The sequence below is a fragment of the Nostoc sp. genome (assembly GCF_036917235.1).
GTDB lineage: Bacteria > Cyanobacteriota > Cyanobacteriia > Cyanobacteriales > Nostocaceae > Nostoc.
Genome location: NZ_JBALDU010000021.1, coordinates 86,729 through 105,713, shown reverse-complemented (window position 1 = coordinate 105,713; position 18,985 = coordinate 86,729). Strand labels below are relative to the sequence as shown.

The following is an 18,985-nucleotide window of genomic DNA, read 5'->3' as shown; positions in this document are numbered from 1 at the left end:
AACTTTTTAAAACTTAAAATTAGGTAACGCATCTGATTATTTTGATCGCTCTTGGGTTTCATCGTAATTCCTCGCCCGATTGGAGTAACGAATTATTGACTGCAGGACATAGCAGAGGGAATAGAAAAACTTTGAGGAGATTGAGCCACAAGCATAATATTACCATTAGCATCGACAATCCATCCTTGAGCCTCGACAATGCGATCGGTAGATTTGGTCATAGATGCAGTAGATGATTTATTGATGAATGTGTGTGTTACTTGTGCGGGCAAATCTACCCAACTAGTAATCACTGCTCGTCCTCGCAAAGGTTCATTAGGGCTTTGGGGTAATCCACCGCGTCCTGTAGCGATAAAACTATTAGCGTTTTGTCTTCCTCTGGGAGTGCAGCCTTGGGCAATTTGTCGGGATGCATCCACGAGGTTGGAAGGTAGTTGAATTAAGCCGCGACTAGGATCAGTATCTGGAGTGTTGATAGTTACCTGACCGTTTAAAGTAGGACTTGTCTGGGAAATTGCCGTGATGCTACTTGGAAGCTGTTGAAGGTCGAGTTGAGCTAGGTCGTTAGTTCCCAACAGTCGCACCAAGTCTTCTCGACTCAGCACTGTCATACCAAAAATACTAGTAGCGTTAATTGTGACTTTGCCACCAGAGCCTTTGAAGGCATTGGCGGTGATGTTGCTATTTTCATTGGGAACGGCGACGAGGAAAGGAGTGTTAATCGTAATGTTGCCACCATTGCCACCAGCCTGGGCAATGCCTGCGGTGGTTGAAATCAGACTTTCACGGCGCAGCAGGAAGATATCTTTTGCTGATATGACGATATCTCCTCCGTCACCAGATGTAGTTAAAGATGCGATACCACCTTGATTGAGACGGATAGAGTCTGCCTCGACTTTTACGTTGCCTGCCTTTCCTTCCCCTGATGAACTGGCACTCAGAAAACCACTATTTAAAGAAAGGGAGCCAGCTGTGATATTGATGTTACCCCCGTCACCAACTGCCCCAGGTTCTACACTACTAAAAGCACCGCTAAACAAGCCATTACGACCTACACCAGCAAAGGTAACGGTGTCCTGGGCATCAATATTAATATTGCCCGCATTCCCCTTCCCAAAAGTGCTGGCAGCCAGTTGAGCGCCATTAGTAAGCGAAAGGGATGCTGTAGTGATGTTAATGTCTCCACCCCGACCTTTGCCATCATCATCTAAAGTACTGAAGGCAATAGTATCATCTCCACTCAAGGAAACGGTTTGTTGGGCATTAATTATGATATTACCTGCATTACCATTACCGTCACTACTACTAGCTAGTTGAGCGCCATTGCTAAGGGAGAGCGTTTTTGTAGTGATGCGGATGTCTCCACCCCTTCCTTCGCCTGTTTTTTCTAACGTACTCAAGGCACGACTTTTATTACCATCTAAGAACACAGCCTCTGTTGCATCAATTATGATACTTCCTGCACTTCCCTGTCCAAAGGTACTAGCAAGCAGTTGAGCATTATTACTGAGAGAGAGTGATTTGGCACTAATGCGGATATCTCCTCCCTGTCCTCTGCCTTTTTCTTCCACCCTGCTAAATATCGCGCTGTTATCAAAGGAAACGGTATTGCTAGCATCAATTGTGATATTACCTGCATCACCCTCCCCATAAGTGCTACTGGCTACTTCAGCGCCATTAGTAAGTGAAAGGAACCCTGTAGTGATATTGATGTTTCCTCCCCTACCCACAGTATTCGCTCCCAAAAAACTGAAAACGCCGCTGGTAGAGCTTTTATCTATACTTACCCCATCAAAGGAAACGCCACCAAGAGCTTGGATAATCACATTGCCTGCATTACCAAGATTTCCTAAGTTTTGATTTGTTATATTCGCTCCGTTGAGTAAAGAAACTGACGCTGCCTTGATGTAGATATTACCTGCATTACCGACACTCTCCGGCTCTACATTGCTAAATACACCCGTAATATTAGGCTCAGGGCTGTCGAGAGCATCAAAAACAATGGCACCTTCGGTTGAAATCGTCACATTCCCCGCATTTCCCTGTCCTAAACCACTGGTACCTATGTAGGAGCCATTGATGAATGCAATTCCATCTTGAGCTTGAAGCGTTACATTTCCAGCATCTCCCTGCCCAAAGGTACTGGTTAGCACAGTAGCTCCATTTGTAAGCGCAAATGATTCTGCCGTTATGTTAACATCTCCTCCCTTTCCAGCTGCGCCTAGCATAGCGTTAGAAATCAGGCTACCATCCTTAAGATTAACTGCTCCTGTTGCATTGACCTCAATGTTTCCCGCCTTGCTATCAGTCGAACCCAACCTCAATCCTATTCCTGCTCGCAGACTGCTTCCTTCTAAAAGCTCCAAATTCCGAGCGTTGATTCCAATACTGCCACCATTATCTGTACGAACATTTATTTGAGCATCATTAATCAGTGATACATCTGCTCGTTGTAGCCCTTGAGGAAAACTCAAACTTAAGTTATTGCCATCAACATTCAGCCCAACTGTTCCTGGACTTGCCAATCCTCCCAACTCCACTCGCCCACCAAAAGCATTTAATCCTCCACCATCCATGCTGATGTTGCCACCCACTAGCAGCAAACTTTGACCATCGGCTACACGTAAACCAAAGGCATTAAAGCCGGACTTACTGAATCCTGCTGGTGCGACTGAGTTGTTTTGAATCGGTGCAGTAGTAATTTGATTGAATAACAACGCTGAAGGATTAACTGTTAGTAATGGGGAAGGAGTCTGAGGATTTGTTGCACTAAATTCCAACCCATTGCCAAACACAAAAGAATTCGCCGTACTTGCTACAAAGGAACCCGCCACATCCAACCGTGCATTGTTCCCAAATAAAATGCCATTGGGATTGAGAAAAAACAAATTTGCACCACCATCTACCCCCAATGTGCCGAGAATATTGGAGATATTACTTCCTGTCACCCGTGTGAGAATATTTTTAATTCCTGTGGGATTGGCAAAATAAACTCGCTGAGATTTTTCGACATTGAATTCACGAAAACTATGGAACAGGTTTGCACCGCGAGTTGCTCCACCATCAATGCGGTCAGCCGGAAGTCCTTTAATATTGACATTGGGGGTTCTCGTTGAAGAGTTATTACCCAATGTTGCATCAGGGGTAATCTGGGCTAAGGCGTGATTTTCAGAACAAAATATGACATGAGCAAGCACTCCAGTAATACTAAAAACTTCTAATAAACCTGAGAGCCAATTCCTATTTCCACAGATTGCCATATCATAACCAGCCTCACTTGCTTATTTCTTATCTGTGAATATGCAATCAATTTATTGAGAAATTTATCTACAATTAATTTCAGCAGATATTTTAATCCGATGAGAGGAAAGTTTTGAAAACTTAAAGTTTAGGTAATAGTTCCCAAAAGAAAAAGTTACAAATCACTAATCAACCTCGCCTTACGGAGGAAAAATTGCAGCACAGTTTCTTCGCGGGAAATAATATCAACCCTACCCTCCATGCCCAATTGAATATGACACTGGTTTTTTCCTTTCCCTAAAACCAGAGTTTCCGGTTCAATTGTGACTTCATAGAAAGCACCAGGTGCAGTAGCTTTTGGGCTAGTAGTCCCATTCATCGATGTATTTGTGCCATTCTTTTGAGGAGCGATCGCATCTGGAGAAATCGCTTGTACTTGACCATTCAGAGTACCATAATCTGGGTAGGGGCAAGCGCTGACCCGCATTTGGACTTTTTGACCAATTTTTAACTTACTTTGCTCATCAGATGCCACGGCAGCTTTCAAAACTTGAGGTGCATCAGTGGGGACAATTTGCAATACTTCCTCGCCAGCCCGCACAGTTTGACCTGGGTTTCGCAGATTTAGTTGGGAGATGATACCATCGGCGGTAGCTGCGATCGCAGTTTGAGCTAAATCTATTTTGGCTTGTTTGAGTTCGCTAGTATCACGCTCTAACTGCTTTTCAATTTCAATCCGTTGCTTAACTAAGGCTTGGCGTTCCTTTTCTATTGTTGCTTTGTTGCTTTCCCCTCCGGCTTTTTCTTGAGCAATTCGCTCAGTAGCAACAGTTACTGCTGCATTACTTGGATTTACGGCAACTTGGGCGCGTTGTCTTCTGGCAATCACAGCAGATACCGCTTGTTGCAACCGTTCAATTGTCTGTTTTTGCGCCTCCACTGCTGCTTGTTGCGCCTTTACCGCTTGCTCTTGCTGTCTGGCAGATAATTGTGCTTCTTCCAATTGATCCTGAGATAGCGCCCCTTGGTTGGCTACACTCTCATATCGCTTCTGTTTTGACTGGGCTACACCCAAAGCAGCTTCAGCAGCATGGAGATTTGCTTGTGTTGTTTTTAACTGTGCTTCCCCAGCCAGCAATTCTTTCTCAGCAATTTTGACGTTAGCATCAGCTTCTTGGAGTTCGGAAACAGTAGTCAGATTTTTATCTTGATATTCCCGACGGCGACCGCTCAATTCGGCTTGGGCACCAGTAATAATCCGGTTAAGGCGGTCAGTTTCGGCTTGAATCTGGCTATTAAGGGAACTAATCTGGGCATTAATTTGCACTAGTTGTAACTGAGATTGTTGAATACTAGTTTGCAATTGACTTTTTTTGGTTTGCAGACGGGAGTCATCGATAGTTGCGATCGCATCTCCTTTTTTGATAATCTGATTTTCTTTGACATAAATGTGCATAACCTGACCTTCAGTCGCCGCTTGCACAATTCGCAATTCACCCGCCGGACGCACAACCGCCTGTGCTTGGACTGTAACCTTATATTTACTAATAGCAGCAAGTGGCCCAGCTAATCCGAGAACGCAGAGAATAAACATTCCGCCCCATGTTGTCCAACGAGTAATTGGTGGGAGAAATTCGTTTGTTTGAATTGGGGGGAGAAAATTTGTGTTGCTAACCATGATGTCTTAGAGGTTGTTTGAAAAGTGGTTGGCTATGATTTTAAGCACTTATTGATCCCCCCTAGCCCCCCTTTTTAAGGGGGAAAAACTTCTTCAAGTCCCCCTTAAAAATGGGGATTTAGGGGGATCTAAAACATTTTGCTACCAACAAGAGGAATTTTAAAATATCCTCTTACGAATTACGAATTATCTTAATAAATAGTGGCAGTCTTCCCGTTATGATGAGCCGGGGAAGATATCAGCGCCAACCCATGATGAGAGGGAAAAATATCATCTAATAAATCTAAATGTTCGCCAGGTAAAGAGCGCAATTCTTCTGGTGTACCTTGAATTTTTAAGCGTCCTTGTTCTAAAAATACAATTAAATCTGCTCTCTGTATTACCTTGGGACGGTGACTAATTAAAATAGTCGTTTGATTGTGACGATGGGATAAAAGTCTATCTAATACTTGTCTTTCGCTTACTGGGTCGAGTGCGCCTGTGGATTCATCTAAAATTAAGACTGCTGGCTGAGTAACTATGGCTCTGGCTATGGCTAATCTTTGGCGTTGTCCACCAGAAAGATTTGCCCCAAATTCTCCTAAAACAGTTTGATATTTATCAGGGAGTTTGCTAATAAATTCATCTGCACCTGCAATTTGACAAGCTTTGACAATTTCTTCAAAACTAATATGGGGATAGCTAAAGTTGAAGTTATCAATAATCGAACGACTCCAAAAGTGGGGTTCTTGAGGAACTAATACCACTTGTTGACGCAAACATTCTAAAGATAAATCTTGCTGATTATATAAACCATAACGAATATTCCCAGACTCGACTTTATATAAGCCAGTCAGCAATTTTGCCAGGGTACTTTTACCACAGCCAGATTTGCCAATTAAAGCAATAACTTTACCGCCAGGAATAGTTAAGGAAAAATCTTGTAGGAGGTCAACTCTACCTGCGTGATGAAAGTTAAGTTCAGTGCAAGTTATATCTGCATTTCCAGGAATTTGTGCCCAAGGCTTTTTAAAGTCATTTTCGGATTCTGGGGTAGCGTCAATAACTTCTGTCATGCGTTGAAGGACTATCTGGGCTGTGATAAACTCATCTACTAAGCCGATCGCAGCACCTAAGAATCCGAGAAAGTTGCCACTCATGCCGTTATATGCCATTAATTGACCGATTGTTAAGGTGCGATTAATGACTAAATAGCTACCCATCCAAAGGATGCCAATACTAATGAAGGTAGAAAGAATGCCAGTAACTGTACTGCTATACAGTCCCAGTTTCATCATACTCCAGCCCAAGTTGGCGAGGCGACCATAGTTCCCTTGGTATTCTGACCACGCTTGAGGAGTGGCTTGGGTAGTTTTTAAGACTTGCACACCGCGAAATGTTTCTACCAAAAAGCCTTGGTTTTCTGTACCAGAAATAATCAGATTTCGGGTTTTCTGGCGCATTGCGGGTAAGAAAAGCAGGTTAACACTCGTGACAACTATAAATGCAACTATGGAAGCGAGAGTTAGTTCCCAACTGTAAAAGAGCATAAAACCCAAGGAAATTACAGCAATAAAGAATTGACTGGGCAATCCGAGGACAATTTGGGAAACTAAGTTATTGATGGCTTTGACATCGGCAATGCGGCTGACAACTTCCCCGCTGCGTCGTCCTTCAAAGTAAGATAGGGGTAAATGTAAAAGTTTGCGTCCGTATTCTAGAATTAGTCCTAATTGTAATCTTTGACCGAAGTGACCGATAAGGTGAGATTGGACTAAACTAATGGCGCTTCTAATTAAGTTCATGGCGATAACGCCAATTGCCACAGTAGTTAGTAGTTGGGTATCACCTCGTACTAAGACATCATCGGTGAGGAGTTGCATCATGAAAGGAGATGCCAAAGAAAGTAGTCCAATAGCGATGTTAATGGCGATCGCTTGAGCGAGAATAGAACGATAAGGCCAAACCCGTTGCAGATATCTTCCCAGTCCGCCAATTTTATCTGATTCTTGTTGATAAAAACGACTGTCGTCTGGCGTCAGCAGTAACATGACGCCATTATTCCAACCCGCCATTAACTCTTGACGGGTAAGATGACGGATACCAACACCAGGGTCGGCGATAACGTATTTTTTGCCTTTTTGCCCGTATAATACGACCCAATGGTAGCCTTTCCAGTGGATAATTGCTGGTAGAGGAGCTTGATCTAATTGGTCAATTAGTTGGGGACTAGCTTTAACTTGGCGGGCGTTGAATCCTAGTACTTCTGCACCCCGCTTCAATCCCAGCAAGGATGTTCCTCTGGAACCTGTGCCTACGGCTTCTCGGACGCGGTTGAGGGTAAATGTGCGTCCGTAGTGTTTGGCAATAGTTGCAAGACTTGCAGCACCGCAGTCTTCTTCAGTGTGTTGGAGGACTATTTGGTATTTCATATTCAAGCTTTTTGGTAGCCAAGAAAGAAGGTCGGGGCTTTTAAATCAGACTTATGGGAGTGTTTAGCTTGTCAGCCCAGATTTGTGACAGCTTGTTTATTTCAGCATTTGCGCTGAAGAATTCGATTCAAATATCCACCACCCATCATTTGGAGTTTAGGCAGTGATTTTGTAAATATTTTTTTCAAATTGCACATTAGCTTGAAAACGAAAAATCAAGGTTTTCAGGCACATTTTACAAAAAGAAGTAGGGATTTTTAGAATAGTGGGATAGGTTCTACGGAATAGAGATCGATATCATATGGATTGTCAGTATTTAAGTTGTTTTGAAACTCATATACTCCTCCATCAGCCAAATTGTATTTTTTGAATTTTATGTAGTCAATTCTAACGTCAGTATCAAATTCAATGTTTAATTCATCTCCACTGTACGTAGTCCATATATTAGCAGAGGCAGGTGCTAGCGTGCCTGTTCTACCATCAATAGCGTAGGGGATATTACATACCGTTTTGTTTTCAATTTCAAAAAATCCGTAACCGCCACTAATTGTTTCAGTAGCTTGTTCGTCAAGTTCTTCAATCAAACCAAAAGATTCTAGGCAGCTTTGATTAGTTAACATGGTTGTTCAATCTCTTTGCATATCACTGTTTACGACTACTTTGAGTTTTTATGCACTTGGAGCAGAACTATTTTGAAAAATCTGGCAAATCCTTATGCATAAAAAAATCGGGGCACTTGCCCCGACGTTATATTGTATTCAGTTTTTTAGCCCAGATTTTTGAGTAGTTGCATCTTTAATCTGAACCGAGATAGGACAATCTAATCTCGAAAATTCAAATCATTAAATCAACTTGAGAATTGCAGATTAGTCTACCCGATAGAGTTCGATATCATATGGATTGCCAGTAGTTGTTGTGTTGTCTTGAAACTCATACACTCCTCCATCGGCCAAATTGTATTTTTTGTATTGCTCGTAGCCACTTCGACCATCAGTGTCAAATTCAATGATTCCTCCACTGTACGCAGTCCATATCCGATCGGAGCCAGGTGATGGATCGCCTGTTGTTGTACCATCGACAGTGTAGGGAATATTGTATCCCGTTTTGTTTTTAACTTCAAAAACTTCGTAACCGCCACTAATTGTTTCAGCAGCTTGTTCGTCAAGTTCTTCAATTAAACCAAAAGATTCTAGGCAGCTTTGATTAGTTAACATGATTTTTCTCTCTTTGTTAATTAGGTGATGCAGAGATAATTAGGTAACTTTTAAGAAGTTGCATATTTGTGGCTGTAACCATCGAAATTTTGTTCTGTATTTAACGAACTTATTCAATGATTGCGCTAGTCCCCAAAGAAAGCATCTTTTTAAATGAACTTCTCTGCATATCACTCTCTACGATGACTTTTAGTCTTTATGCACTGAGATCGGAAAAATTTTGAAAAATCTGTAAAGGGATTTCCAAGAAATAAATTATTCAATTTTGTGGGGTGGGCAACATGAGCGCCCCTAATCATGGGCGGGCGAGACGCCCACCCCACAAGAAATAGTTGGATATTTTGTTATTTGCAAGTCCCAAAGTCCTTACGCAGCAAGGAATTAGCTTTTGTCCCTATGGCTGTATAATTGTAATCAGCTATGTTTCAAACAGCGGCAAGTATTCCATGCAACCCCGACAGGGCATTGTTGAAATCTTTTCTACCTTTGTGCAATTTGATCTAGATCAATTTAGTGGTTGGGCAACAGATGCCAAACTGCGACGCAGTATGAAAGTTTGCCTGGAGTCGTCAACTGAGAAATCAGATACCTTTTGGGCACTTTACTGGTATAAAGCTTGGCAGACTCAATCTAGTGCTGTGGCACTTGCACATATTTCTGCTTATTTACAAGAGGTTTGCTATTGGACTGCCAGAAAATTCGCCCTCAACTTTCCCACGCAGTCGTCTGTAGCAGACTGTTTTCAGATAGCGATCGCTAATAGTAACAAAATTCTCAAAAATTTCAATCCTCAATATAGCTCGCATTTAAAAGCCTATGCACAATTAACTTTTGAATCGATTATCAAAGATGCAGTGCGCTTACAGCGGGAAGCAGACATTTGCTCAGACTGGGCATTATTGCATAAACTCAGCCGTAAACGACTAGTGCAGTCATTACAAAATGCCGGATTTAACGCCGAAAACATCGAGAGTTATGTTTTAGCCTGGGAATGCTTTAAGGAACTCTACACAGGTGACAATACAAAAATTCGTCAGCTTCCCAAACCAGATGCTCTGACTTGGGAGGCTATTAGTAATCTTTATAATGCAGAACGTTTGGGCCGATTGAGTTCACCCACTGCCGCAATCAACCAGCAAACCATAGAAACCTGGGTATTATCTGCTGCTAAAGCTGCCCGTACTTTCCTCTATCCTAAGTTTGTTTCCGCAGACGCTCCCCTCAAAGAAGATGAGGGTAATCTATTAGATATATTGCCTGTAGATTTGCAAACATCTTTACTAACGGAAATTATTGAGCAGGAAGAAGCTGTGAATATGCGATCGCAGCAAGCTCAGTTAAACCAAGTTTTGTCCCAAGCGATCGCTGCACTCGATGCTGAGTCCCAAAAAGTACTAGAAGCTTACTACGTTCAACAACTGACTCAACAAGAAATTGCTGCCCAGTTAGAAATTAAGCAATATACTGTTTCTCGTCGCCTGAGCAGCATTAAAAAGTCATTGCTCCTAACTCTCACGCAATGGAGTCAAAACACCTTGCATATTTCCCCTAAATCCGACGTAGTAGATGCCATAAACACAAGTTTAGAGGAATGGCTCAAAGTCCAATATAGCCATACCCAGACTCAATGAGCAGACAAGAAATAATTTTGTCTCTTCCCTCTCCCTAATATGGTCTTTATATGGAGCCATTCTAGAATTATTTATGTTGAACCCACCTGCCCCATTCACTATTGACTCACAGCATTTATACTTGGAAATTACTGAATTTCCAGAGGTGCAAGAACAACCATACTCAACAGCTGGTGCTTGTCAACGTGGGTGGATAAATCAAAAATGCTTGCAAGCATTTTTGCCTTGGTTCCAGGAAGAAATTGCTCCTACCGCCAGGGTTTACCCTAATAGTGCGGCATTGCCGAGTTTTTGGGAAGTAGTTAATGGCACAGCTATTACTTTCGATCGCGATCGCCTTGTCTTAATTCCCACCCTCGCGATGGATGACGATGAGTTACGCGTACCGCAGGAATGGGTAGATATACCAGAGTGGGTTGCTGACTATTACGTAGCAGTACAAGTTAATCCCGATGATGGCTGGATGAAGATTTTTGGCTATACAACCCATCAAATTCTGAAAACAAAAGGGGTTTATGATGCTGGCGATCGCACTTATAGCTTGGAAAGTGAAGATTTAATTCCAGATATTAATGTGCTGTGGGTTACACGCCAACTTAATCAGCTAGAAACCTTACGTGCCGAGATTGCACCTTTAGATTCTATTGCCAAAACCCAGGCGGAAAACCTCTTAGAAAGATTAGGCGATCGCGATGTGAAATTCCCGCGTTTAGCAGTTCCATTTTCACTCTGGGGTGCGCTCTTGGCACATAGCGGTTGGCGAAAAAAGTTGTATGAACTGCGTCAGGGTTTACTTATACAGCGATCGATTCCGCAATGGTTGCAGACAGGAATAGCCAATTTAGCTCAACAGTGGGGATGGGAAAAAAGAGAATTCGTTGTGGTACCTGCCGGAATGCGGAGTGCAGAACCAGTTCTAGGCTTGTCTCGGCAAATAAAAGTTGCAGAGCAAACATACGAGTTACGCATTTTCCCAAAAAGCGTTTCTGAGGACTATGTTTGGCGCTTTGAATTGCAAAGTACAACTCTTGATAGTCAAATTCCGGCTGGGTTTAAGCTCCGACTGCTAACGGAAGATTTACAAGCTTTTGAAAATAATCAAGATACGGCAACAACTGCTGTAGATATGTTGTATTTGGAAGTAATTTTGGAACTAGGAGAAGGATTGGTTTGGGAAATAGAACCGACACCTGAAGACTATGAGCGAGAGATTTTGCGGTTTTAAGTATTACCTTCAAAAATCTTCACGTTTAGCCTCTATTATTTACTCTTAAACTGAATTTTACTACACACAGCAACCAATTCGTTTAGCAACCAAGATATATATAGCAGGGTGTAAGGGCATAGCAGTGCCCATTGGTGTCAATTTAACTTGAAACCCACTTGGTGACAACGTTTTGCCCTCACCCCCAGCCCCTCTCCCCAAGGGAGAGGGGAGCAATTCCCCTTCTCCCTTGGGAGAAGGGGTTAGGGGATGAGGGCGTGAGGGATTTGCAAAACGCCTGTCCGATAAAGTTTTCGGCTTAAGTCATCTAGGGAGAACTAGCTGTGGACAAGTTAATCATCTTAAAGTTAGGGGAGGGAAACTTTGAACAAGGGTTTACCGTGACTCTACAGATTGGCGATGAAAATGTCCGCCCTACTTTGGAAATCACAGGCGAACTTCCCCCCAACCCAGAAATTCTCCGCGATTATCACCGTTGGCAATCTATTTATCGGAATTTAAAGTTGCCATCTCGTCCGATTGGTTTAGCTAAAGAACTTAACCAAGCCCCCAGCTTAGAATATTGCCAGCAGGTGAGTGAGGAATTTAAAGTCAGTTTTAATGCTTGGCTTGCTTCCGATTCCTTTCGTTCTATCCGCGAGAAATTGTTAGAAAAACTCATGCTTGCGGATAATATTCGGATGCTTTTACAAACCAAAGACTTGCGATTACAGAAATTTCCCTGGCATCTTTGGGATTTGATAGAACGCTATCCCCAGGCGGAAATAGCCCTGAGCGCTCCTGGCTACGAACAAGTCAACCTTAACCGCATAGCAACTACATCCGACAAAGTAAAAATCTTAGCGATTTTGGGTAACAGTCAAGGTATTGATACCAAAGCAGACCAGGCGCTACTTAATTTATTACCCAATACAGATATAACTTTTTTAGTTGAACCGCAATGCCTTGACCTTACCGATCAGCTATGGGAACAGAATTGGCAGATTCTATTTTTTGCCGGACATAGTTCTACTCAGGAAACGAATCAAACAGGAAAAATCTACATTAATCAAACTGAAAGTCTCACAATTAGCCAGTTAAAGTATGCCTTAAAAAAGGCAGTAGAACGAGGTCTAAAACTAGCGATTTTCAATTCCTGTGATGGCTTGGGATTGGCATGGGAGTTTGCAGATTTACATATTCCTCAAATTATCGTGATGCGAGAGCCTGTACCCGATCGCGTGGCGCAACAGTTTTTAAAGTATTTTTTAGAAGCCTTCGCACGGGAAGACTCGTTGTATTTAGCCGTCAGGGAAGCACGAGAAAGGTTACAGGGACTAGAAAACCAATTTCCCTGCGCTACATGGTTGCCTGTCATCTTTCAAAATCCGGCTGAGATGCCGTTGAATTGGGGGGAATTGTTTAGAAATACACCCAATCTCCCTGCATCTTTGTCTCAAACCACGCCTGTTAGAGAAACCACAAATCGGCTTGGCTTCTTATCGATCTTACTGGCGAGCATGGTAGTAACTGGAATATTAATTGGGGTAAGGTATTTGGGTGTGCTGCAACCATTAGAGTTAAGTGCATTTGACCAACTGGTACGCTTGCGCCCTCCTGAAAAACCAGATTCACGCCTATTGATTGTGACTGTGACTGAAGAAGATGTCCAGGCGCAAAAATCGGAAAAACCTCAAGGTTCGTTGTCAGACAAATCACTTGCCCAACTGTTAGAAAAATTAGAGGCATATCAAGCACAAGTTATTGGTTTGGATATATACCGAGATTATCCAGTGGGTAAGGATTATCCAGCATTGGCAGCAAGGATGCGAAAAAGCGATCGCTTTGTGGGTGTGTGTCAACTCAGCGATTCTCAAGCCGGAAAACCAGGTGTGAAACCACCCCCAGAACTTTCTTCACAGAATCTAGGTTTTAGCGATATTGCTATAGATTCAGATAATGTCGTGCGTCGCCATCTGTTAGTGTTAACTCCCTCACCCTCATCTCCTTGTACTGCGCCCTATGCCCTGAATGTTCAACTTGCGCTGCGTTACCTGTATACGAAAGGAATTCAGTTGCAATTTAACCCTGATGGCGCTTGGCAATTAGGGAAACTGACATTTAAACCAATAGAAGCTCATACCGGAGGTTATCAAGGAGTTGACGCTTTTGGACACCAAACTTTATTAAATTATCGTTCTTCTCCTTCACCAGAAGCGATCGCACCAAGTATGACCTTACAACAAGTGCTAACAGGTCAGCTAAATGCCAATGCAGTCAAAGGCAAAATAGTCATTATTGGCACAACAGCAGAAACTTTTGGTGATTACTGGTTAACTCCCTACATCACTCCTCAAGGAAAATTACAGGCAATACCAGGAGTATTTTTACAAGCCCAGATGGTCAGTCAACTGCTCAGGGCTGCTTTGGACGGACAACCTCTGTTGTGGACTTGGCCGCTTTGGGGTGAGGTAATTTGGGTTTGGGGTTGGTCTTTTTTAGGCGGTTTGTTTACTGCTTATCTGCACCGATTCATTTACTTAAGCTTGGCAGGAGGAATAGCAATTATCAGTTTATACGTTAGCTGTTTTATATTTTTAATTGTATATAGTTGTTGGGTTCCCCTGATTCCTGCTATGTTGGCTTTAGTAGGTAATAGTTTAATATCTACAACTTACTTAAACATGAAATTTAAAAATTAATAATAACGCCAATTGAAGCATGAAAATCGCCGTTTAGCAAGCAGAAGTTAGGAGCTTTTATGAAAAGCTATTGGCAAAAAATCCAATTAATCGCGGTAGTGGGAATGACTTTATGGGGAAGTATCGGCTATTCTCCCATGATTTGGATGACACCAGTTGCGGCCACTCCTAAGAAATTTTCGCCTCCTCCGCCTCCTCCAGACAGGGGTGCAGCAGGCGATCGCGGCGGGGCTGCAAGTCGTGGTTGTAATGTTAGTAATCAGTCTGTTATTGGACTTGTACCTGTATACAAAGAGACAGTAAATCAAGGACAAACAGAAGCTGTTGCTGTTACTAAAGTTTGGGGTTTGACGAATGAGGAATATCCAACTTTTTGGTTTTTTGTCCCCTATCAAAAATCTCTAATTGATTCCATTGAGTTTGTTATCAAAGATGAGTCAAGTAAACAAAGTCAAACTCTTTACCGAACAGTAGTAACAATACCAAAAGTACCAGGAATTATTAGCATTCCCCTAAACGCAAATACTTCCCCATTGCAAGTAGACAAGATGTATCACTGGTTTTTTAAGATAAAAGTCATTTGCAATCCACAACAACCTCCAGAACGAGAGTATGTGGAAGGATGGGTGCAACGAGTTAATCCAAATCCTAAATTAGTAGATAGCTTGAAGCAAGCAACTCCTCTGCAACGGTTAAACCTTTATGCCGAGAATGGTATTTGGTACGATGCCTTGACTACTTTGGCTGAATTACGTCTTAGCAAACCTGAAGATCCAACTCTAGCGGTGGAGTGGATGAATTTGCTTAAATCCGTAGATTTAGAGAATTTAGCTAAACAACCTTTAATAGAATGTTGCCAAGCTGATGCAAAATCGAAAGGAGCCGAAGTGCTGCCCTCTACGAACTAAATGTAAATCTGTAGCGACTACTGCCAAGTCTGTAGCGACTACTGCCAAGTCTGTAGCGACTACTGCCAAGTCTGTAGTGACTACTGCCAAGTCTGTAGCGACTACTGCCAATCCTGTAGTGACTACTGCCAAGTCTGTAGCGACTACTCTCAAGTCTGTAGTGACTACTCTCAAGTCTGTAGCGACTACTCCCAAGTCTGTAGCGACTACTCCCAAGTCTGTAGCGACTACTCTCGTGTTTCTTACCTCTTACCTTACTATATGAGTAATTATATGCCGAGATATTACTGAGATAAGCTAAAAATTTTACGAGCAGAAATTGCGATTTATGCTGAACCGAAATCGGGTTTAATTGAGGCAAGCTAGCTCTAGAAGTATCTTAAAAGAGCAAATTTATGTCTCGTCAAAAACGTACATCCCGCGTTTTAGAAAAAGCTGAATTAAGAGCATCTGGGATGAAATCGATTCTTCCAAGCATTAAATTTGATGAAGATTATACTTTAGGAAAACTGATTGAGTCAATCGAACAGTTGCGTAACAAACTTGATGTTCATAATAGCGCTTTGGCTATAGTTGACTCTTCTTTAACAGAAGTTGAAGAGATGGAAAAAAACTTGAGGCAGTTTTCTGAGAAAATGTTAATGGTGGTTGCTATCAAGTACGGCAAAGATAGCGCTGAATATGAAATGGCGGGTGGTGTTCGCAATAGCGATCGCCTCCGTAAAATGAGATCGAGCCGCTTAAAAAATATTGCTGAACAAGCATCAGATAAGAATGGGAAAACTGGATAGAAAACTAAACTTTGTCTCTCTTCTCCAAAGCATCGGGGAGGAGATTAAGGGGTTCATCTAAGAAAGGTAGGAAAAGTAGGAAAGGTAGGATATTCATTAGAAACTGTTGAAAGCTGTTAAATAATCTGTTAGTTTTTAATAAGTGGTTCTCAGGCAGAAGAAATTTAAAGAGAACCTTATGCCATCTTAAAATACCTCTTGTAAAATTCCCTAACACCCCAACTCCTCCCCGCAAGCGGGGAGGGGAGACAAAACGTAGCTTTTGGTGGGGTGGGGTTCTTATTTTTGATTTATGCAAGAGGTCTAAAACTTAGTTAGACAGGTTTAACACAACCGAGAAGAGGAAACCCGTATGTTAAAAATATTTCAAACAAAGAAAGAAGCAACAAAACAAGCACCTACACTTACTCAAGAAAATGGGGAAAGGTTTGAAGAACTAGAATTATTTGAAGAACTAGATGATGCTGATTTATTGACTCTAGTTGGTGGAATTGATGCTGATGTTGCTATTGGTAGTCCTGGAGTTCTTTCGGGGAACCTAGTTCAAGTACCTGTTCATGTACCCGTTAACGTTTGTGGCAATAGTATAAGTGTGATTGGTCTACTTAACCCAGCTTTTGGGAATACTTGTGTAAATGCGTAACCATTTGCGCTCTATTGACTATTACGATTAAATGGCGATCGCAAGCATTATGTATTCAATTTCTGTTATAAGTTCTTTAGTGGCTGGCACTGTATTTCTGGTGACTGGTGTTGTCAAAGCACTTGCACCCACAAGATTTATTATCCACATCAGTCAATTGCGGTTATTGCCGCAAAAAGCGAATATAGGTGCAGCGATCGCTTTTACAATTTTAGAGTGCTTTCTTGGAGTAGCCGTGATTTTGCGGCTGTTTCCCCAGTGGGTGTTTCCCGGTACAATTGTTTTACTATTACTCCTATCGAGCTTAACTTATTGGAGTACTTCGACCAAACGCACAGATGATTGTGGTTGCTATAACGGTCTAATTGATATCAGTCCCAAACAAAGTTTACTCCTCAATGCTCTCTACATTACTTTGATGGGGTTGGCTTGGTTTTATCCGGTTGCCGATATTTTAACTTTTTCACAACAAGTGACAGCATTATTGATTTCTTTAACAACAAGTTGTCTATTAACTGCTGTTTCATATATGTATTTCTGGAAGAATAAGAAACCTATCCTAGACTTAGATCCGCTTAAAGTTAATAGTTCTTGGCAACCCCAATGGCTAAAAGAATATGCTGAAAGCTTAACAACAGGAGAAAAACTATTTGTGTTTTTAATGCCTGGTTGTCCAACGTGCAAAAACTGGCTCAAAGTGCTAAAAGTCGTTCACCAAAGAACTGATTTACCTGATGTCGTGGCGGGAGTTCCCCAAACATCAGAACAAGTTGAAGAATTTGTTCAATCTAATAATATCAACTTTCCGGTAGTGGCAATGAGTCCTACGGTAGTGGGACGCTTAACCGATGCTTTTCCCACTGCTGTATTGTTAGAGGAAGGTATAATTCGAGAGAAATGGTTGGGAGTAATGCCGCTAACTTTCGTTAAACGCGTTAAGCCAAGCTTATCTGTTCCTAGCAGCTAATTGTGAATCAGCAATTGATAGTCCGACTATATTACTAATGGAGCGGGGCAGTGAAGGATTCTTTGTCAAGCATAGACGCTCCCTCCTGCTTTTAGCTTAACTTTCAATACTGTTTGGTTAAGGCAAGAGACGTGATGAATCGCCGTCAAGACAATAATTAGTCTTTTGTCTTGACGGCGATTTATTGCATCTTGGTGATGATTTATGATTATTGCAAGCGTACAGATACACTACCTGCATGGGCTGGCAAACCTTCTGCCTCTGCTAAGGTGACAGCTGCTTTACCTATTGTCTGTAATGATTGTTTATCACATTCTAAAAAAGTAATTCGTTTGAGAAAGTCGTAGACACTCAAACCAGAAGCAAAGCGGGCAGAACGGGCAGTTGGCAGTACATGGTTGGGGCCTCCTAAATAATCGCCAATCGCTTCTGGCGTATAGCGTCCTAAAAACACGCTGCCGGCACACTTAATTTGATTGGCCAGGAGTTGCGGGTTGTCCACACACAATTCCACGTGTTCTGGGGCTAGTTGATTGAGCAGTGGTATACTCTCGGCTAAATCGTTAACCAGAATTACAGCTGCATAATTTTGCCAACTTGCACTGGCAACTTCTCTGGTGAGTAAATCGGTGAGAATTTTCTCAACAGCCTTGATTACTTGTTGCGCGAAGATTTCGGAATCAGTAATTAAGATTGATTGGGCATTAGGATCGTGTTCTGCTTGCGATAGTAAATCCCAGGCAATCCAATCTGGGTTGTTCTGGCTGTCGGCTACCACTAAAATTTCTGAAGGGCCAGCGATGCTATCAATGCCAACAGTGCCAAAGACTTGGCGCTTGGCTTCAGCAACATAAGCATTACCAGGGCCAACAATTTTATCTACTGGGGCAATGCTTTCTGTACCATAAGCTAATGTTGCGATCGCTTGCGCCCCACCAATGCCATATATTTCTGTAACACCAGCAACTTGAGCAGCAGCCAATACGGCAGGATTAATCTCACCACCAGGCATCGGTACTGTCATAACAATTCTTTCAACACCAGCAATTTTCGCTGGTAAGGCATTCATCAACAAAGAACTTGGATAGCTAGCCCGTCCCCCTGGTACATAAATTCCCACTTGCGACAGCGCTACCCAATTCAATCCCAGTTTTACCCCCACTGCATCGGTGTAGCCAATATCTTGCGGTAGTTGTTTTTGATGGAAAGCCACAATCCTCTCAGCAGCAAATTCTAGCGCCGCCAAGACATCGGCAGGGCATTGTGCCGCGTGTTCGGCAATAAAGGTTTCGCTAAGATGCAAAGACTGGAGATTATTGCGATCGAAGCGGCTAGTATACTCCTTGACTGCGGCATCACCACGCACTTTGACATCAGCTAGAATCTCGCGTACTGTCCCACTAACATCAACTGTAACTTCCCGGCGATCGCTTACAAGAGTTTTGAATTTGACAGAAAAATCTTTGTCGGTAGTTTGAAGTAGCTGCATGGACAGTAGCTTAAAAGCAGTGAGGTCAATAATTAGTTTAACTCTTGATTAACTTGCTAGATATGACTGTGGCTGATATGCATCACTCTTTTTCAGATGTAAGCTAA

General features: G+C 42.3%; 14 protein-coding genes. 7 read left to right on the top strand and 7 right to left on the bottom strand.

All coding sequences use genetic code 11. The annotated features are described in order from the left end of the window. Positions 1 to 92: 92 nt before the first annotated feature. From V7K44_RS06675 to V7K44_RS06655, 5 genes are all read right to left on the bottom strand, one after another. Positions 93 to 3,260 (bottom strand): S-layer family protein, encoded by a 3,168-nt coding sequence (locus V7K44_RS06675; RefSeq protein WP_334929811.1) that lies wholly within the window; start codon positions 3,258 to 3,260, stop codon positions 93 to 95. 155 nt (positions 3,261 to 3,415) lie between these two features. Further along, positions 3,416 to 4,918 (bottom strand): HlyD family efflux transporter periplasmic adaptor subunit, encoded by a 1,503-nt coding sequence (locus V7K44_RS06670; RefSeq protein WP_334929809.1) that lies wholly within the window; start codon positions 4,916 to 4,918, stop codon positions 3,416 to 3,418. 191 nt (positions 4,919 to 5,109) lie between these two features. Then, positions 5,110 to 7,329 carry a peptidase domain-containing ABC transporter gene (locus V7K44_RS06665; RefSeq protein WP_334929807.1) on the bottom strand — a complete coding sequence of 740 codons (2,220 nt, stop codon included), beginning with the start codon at positions 7,327 to 7,329 and terminating at the stop codon, positions 5,110 to 5,112. A 257-nt stretch (positions 7,330 to 7,586) separates the two neighbouring features. Then, a complete protein-coding gene (locus V7K44_RS06660) occupies positions 7,587 to 7,949 on the bottom strand; it encodes a hypothetical protein (protein ID WP_334929805.1) in 363 nt (120 codons plus the stop codon). A gap of 246 nt (positions 7,950 to 8,195) precedes the next feature. Further along, positions 8,196 to 8,543, bottom strand: a complete 348-nt coding sequence (locus V7K44_RS06655; protein ID WP_334929803.1) for a hypothetical protein — start codon at positions 8,541 to 8,543, stop codon at positions 8,196 to 8,198. 446 nt (positions 8,544 to 8,989) lie between these two features. Between V7K44_RS06655 and V7K44_RS06650 the strand changes: the two genes are divergently transcribed. From V7K44_RS06650 to V7K44_RS06635, 4 genes are all read left to right on the top strand, one after another. Further along, on the top strand, positions 8,990 to 10,174 hold the full coding sequence (locus V7K44_RS06650) for a sigma-70 family RNA polymerase sigma factor (protein WP_334929801.1): 1,185 nt from the start codon (positions 8,990 to 8,992) through the stop codon (positions 10,172 to 10,174). A gap of 73 nt (positions 10,175 to 10,247) precedes the next feature. Further along, positions 10,248 to 11,399 carry a DUF1822 family protein gene (locus V7K44_RS06645; protein ID WP_334929799.1) on the top strand — a complete coding sequence of 384 codons (1,152 nt, stop codon included), beginning with the start codon at positions 10,248 to 10,250 and terminating at the stop codon, positions 11,397 to 11,399. Between the two features lie 323 nt (positions 11,400 to 11,722). Then, positions 11,723 to 14,080: a CHASE2 domain-containing protein gene (locus V7K44_RS06640; RefSeq protein ID WP_334929797.1), complete on the top strand. Its 2,358-nt coding sequence runs from the start codon at positions 11,723 to 11,725 to the stop codon at positions 14,078 to 14,080. A gap of 59 nt (positions 14,081 to 14,139) precedes the next feature. Next, entirely contained in the window at positions 14,140 to 14,988 is an 849-nt protein-coding gene (locus V7K44_RS06635) for a DUF928 domain-containing protein (protein ID WP_334929795.1), read from the top strand. Here V7K44_RS06635 and V7K44_RS06630 read toward each other — a convergent pair. Continuing rightward, a complete protein-coding gene (locus V7K44_RS06630; protein WP_334929793.1) occupies positions 14,923 to 15,204 on the bottom strand; it encodes a hypothetical protein in 282 nt (93 codons plus the stop codon). The genes V7K44_RS06635 and V7K44_RS06630 overlap by 66 nt on opposite strands. Positions 15,205 to 15,383: 179 nt before the next feature. On the opposite strand from V7K44_RS06630, the gene V7K44_RS06625 reads away from it, so the two are divergent. The 3 genes from V7K44_RS06625 (at position 15,384) to V7K44_RS06615 (ending at position 17,389) form a co-directional block, all read left to right on the top strand. Next, entirely contained in the window at positions 15,384 to 15,779 is a 396-nt protein-coding gene (locus V7K44_RS06625) for a hypothetical protein (RefSeq protein WP_334929791.1), read from the top strand. Positions 15,780 to 16,131: 352 nt separating this feature from the next. After that, positions 16,132 to 16,422: a chaplin gene (locus V7K44_RS33120; RefSeq protein WP_442940664.1), complete on the top strand. Its 291-nt coding sequence runs from the start codon at positions 16,132 to 16,134 to the stop codon at positions 16,420 to 16,422. 49 nt (positions 16,423 to 16,471) lie between these two features. After that, positions 16,472 to 17,389: a MauE/DoxX family redox-associated membrane protein gene (locus tag V7K44_RS06615; RefSeq protein ID WP_334929789.1), complete on the top strand. Its 918-nt coding sequence runs from the start codon at positions 16,472 to 16,474 to the stop codon at positions 17,387 to 17,389. A gap of 208 nt (positions 17,390 to 17,597) precedes the next feature. On the opposite strand, the gene hisD is transcribed toward V7K44_RS06615, so the two are convergent. After that, entirely contained in the window at positions 17,598 to 18,878 is a 1,281-nt protein-coding gene (gene hisD, locus V7K44_RS06610; RefSeq protein WP_334929787.1) for a histidinol dehydrogenase, read from the bottom strand. Between the last annotated feature and the right edge of the window lie 107 nt (positions 18,879 to 18,985).

Coding starts and splice junctions, on each gene's coding strand:
- V7K44_RS06675 (WP_334929811.1), bottom strand. CDS start 3,260: ATGGCAATCTGTGGAAATAGGAATTGGCTCTCAGGTTTATTAGAAGTT.
- V7K44_RS06670 (WP_334929809.1), bottom strand. CDS start 4,918: ATGGTTAGCAACACAAATTTTCTCCCCCCAATTCAAACAAACGAATTT.
- V7K44_RS06665 (WP_334929807.1), bottom strand. CDS start 7,329: ATGAAATACCAAATAGTCCTCCAACACACTGAAGAAGACTGCGGTGCT.
- V7K44_RS06660 (WP_334929805.1), bottom strand. CDS start 7,949: ATGTTAACTAATCAAAGCTGCCTAGAATCTTTTGGTTTGATTGAAGAA.
- V7K44_RS06655 (WP_334929803.1), bottom strand. CDS start 8,543: ATGTTAACTAATCAAAGCTGCCTAGAATCTTTTGGTTTAATTGAAGAA.
- V7K44_RS06650 (WP_334929801.1), top strand. CDS start 8,990: ATGCAACCCCGACAGGGCATTGTTGAAATCTTTTCTACCTTTGTGCAA.
- V7K44_RS06645 (WP_334929799.1), top strand. CDS start 10,248: ATGTTGAACCCACCTGCCCCATTCACTATTGACTCACAGCATTTATAC.
- V7K44_RS06635 (WP_334929795.1), top strand. CDS start 14,140: ATGAAAAGCTATTGGCAAAAAATCCAATTAATCGCGGTAGTGGGAATG.
- V7K44_RS06625 (WP_334929791.1), top strand. CDS start 15,384: ATGTCTCGTCAAAAACGTACATCCCGCGTTTTAGAAAAAGCTGAATTA.
- V7K44_RS33120 (WP_442940664.1), top strand. CDS start 16,132: ATGTTAAAAATATTTCAAACAAAGAAAGAAGCAACAAAACAAGCACCT.
- V7K44_RS06615 (WP_334929789.1), top strand. CDS start 16,472: ATGTATTCAATTTCTGTTATAAGTTCTTTAGTGGCTGGCACTGTATTT.
- hisD (WP_334929787.1), bottom strand. CDS start 18,878: ATGCAGCTACTTCAAACTACCGACAAAGATTTTTCTGTCAAATTCAAA.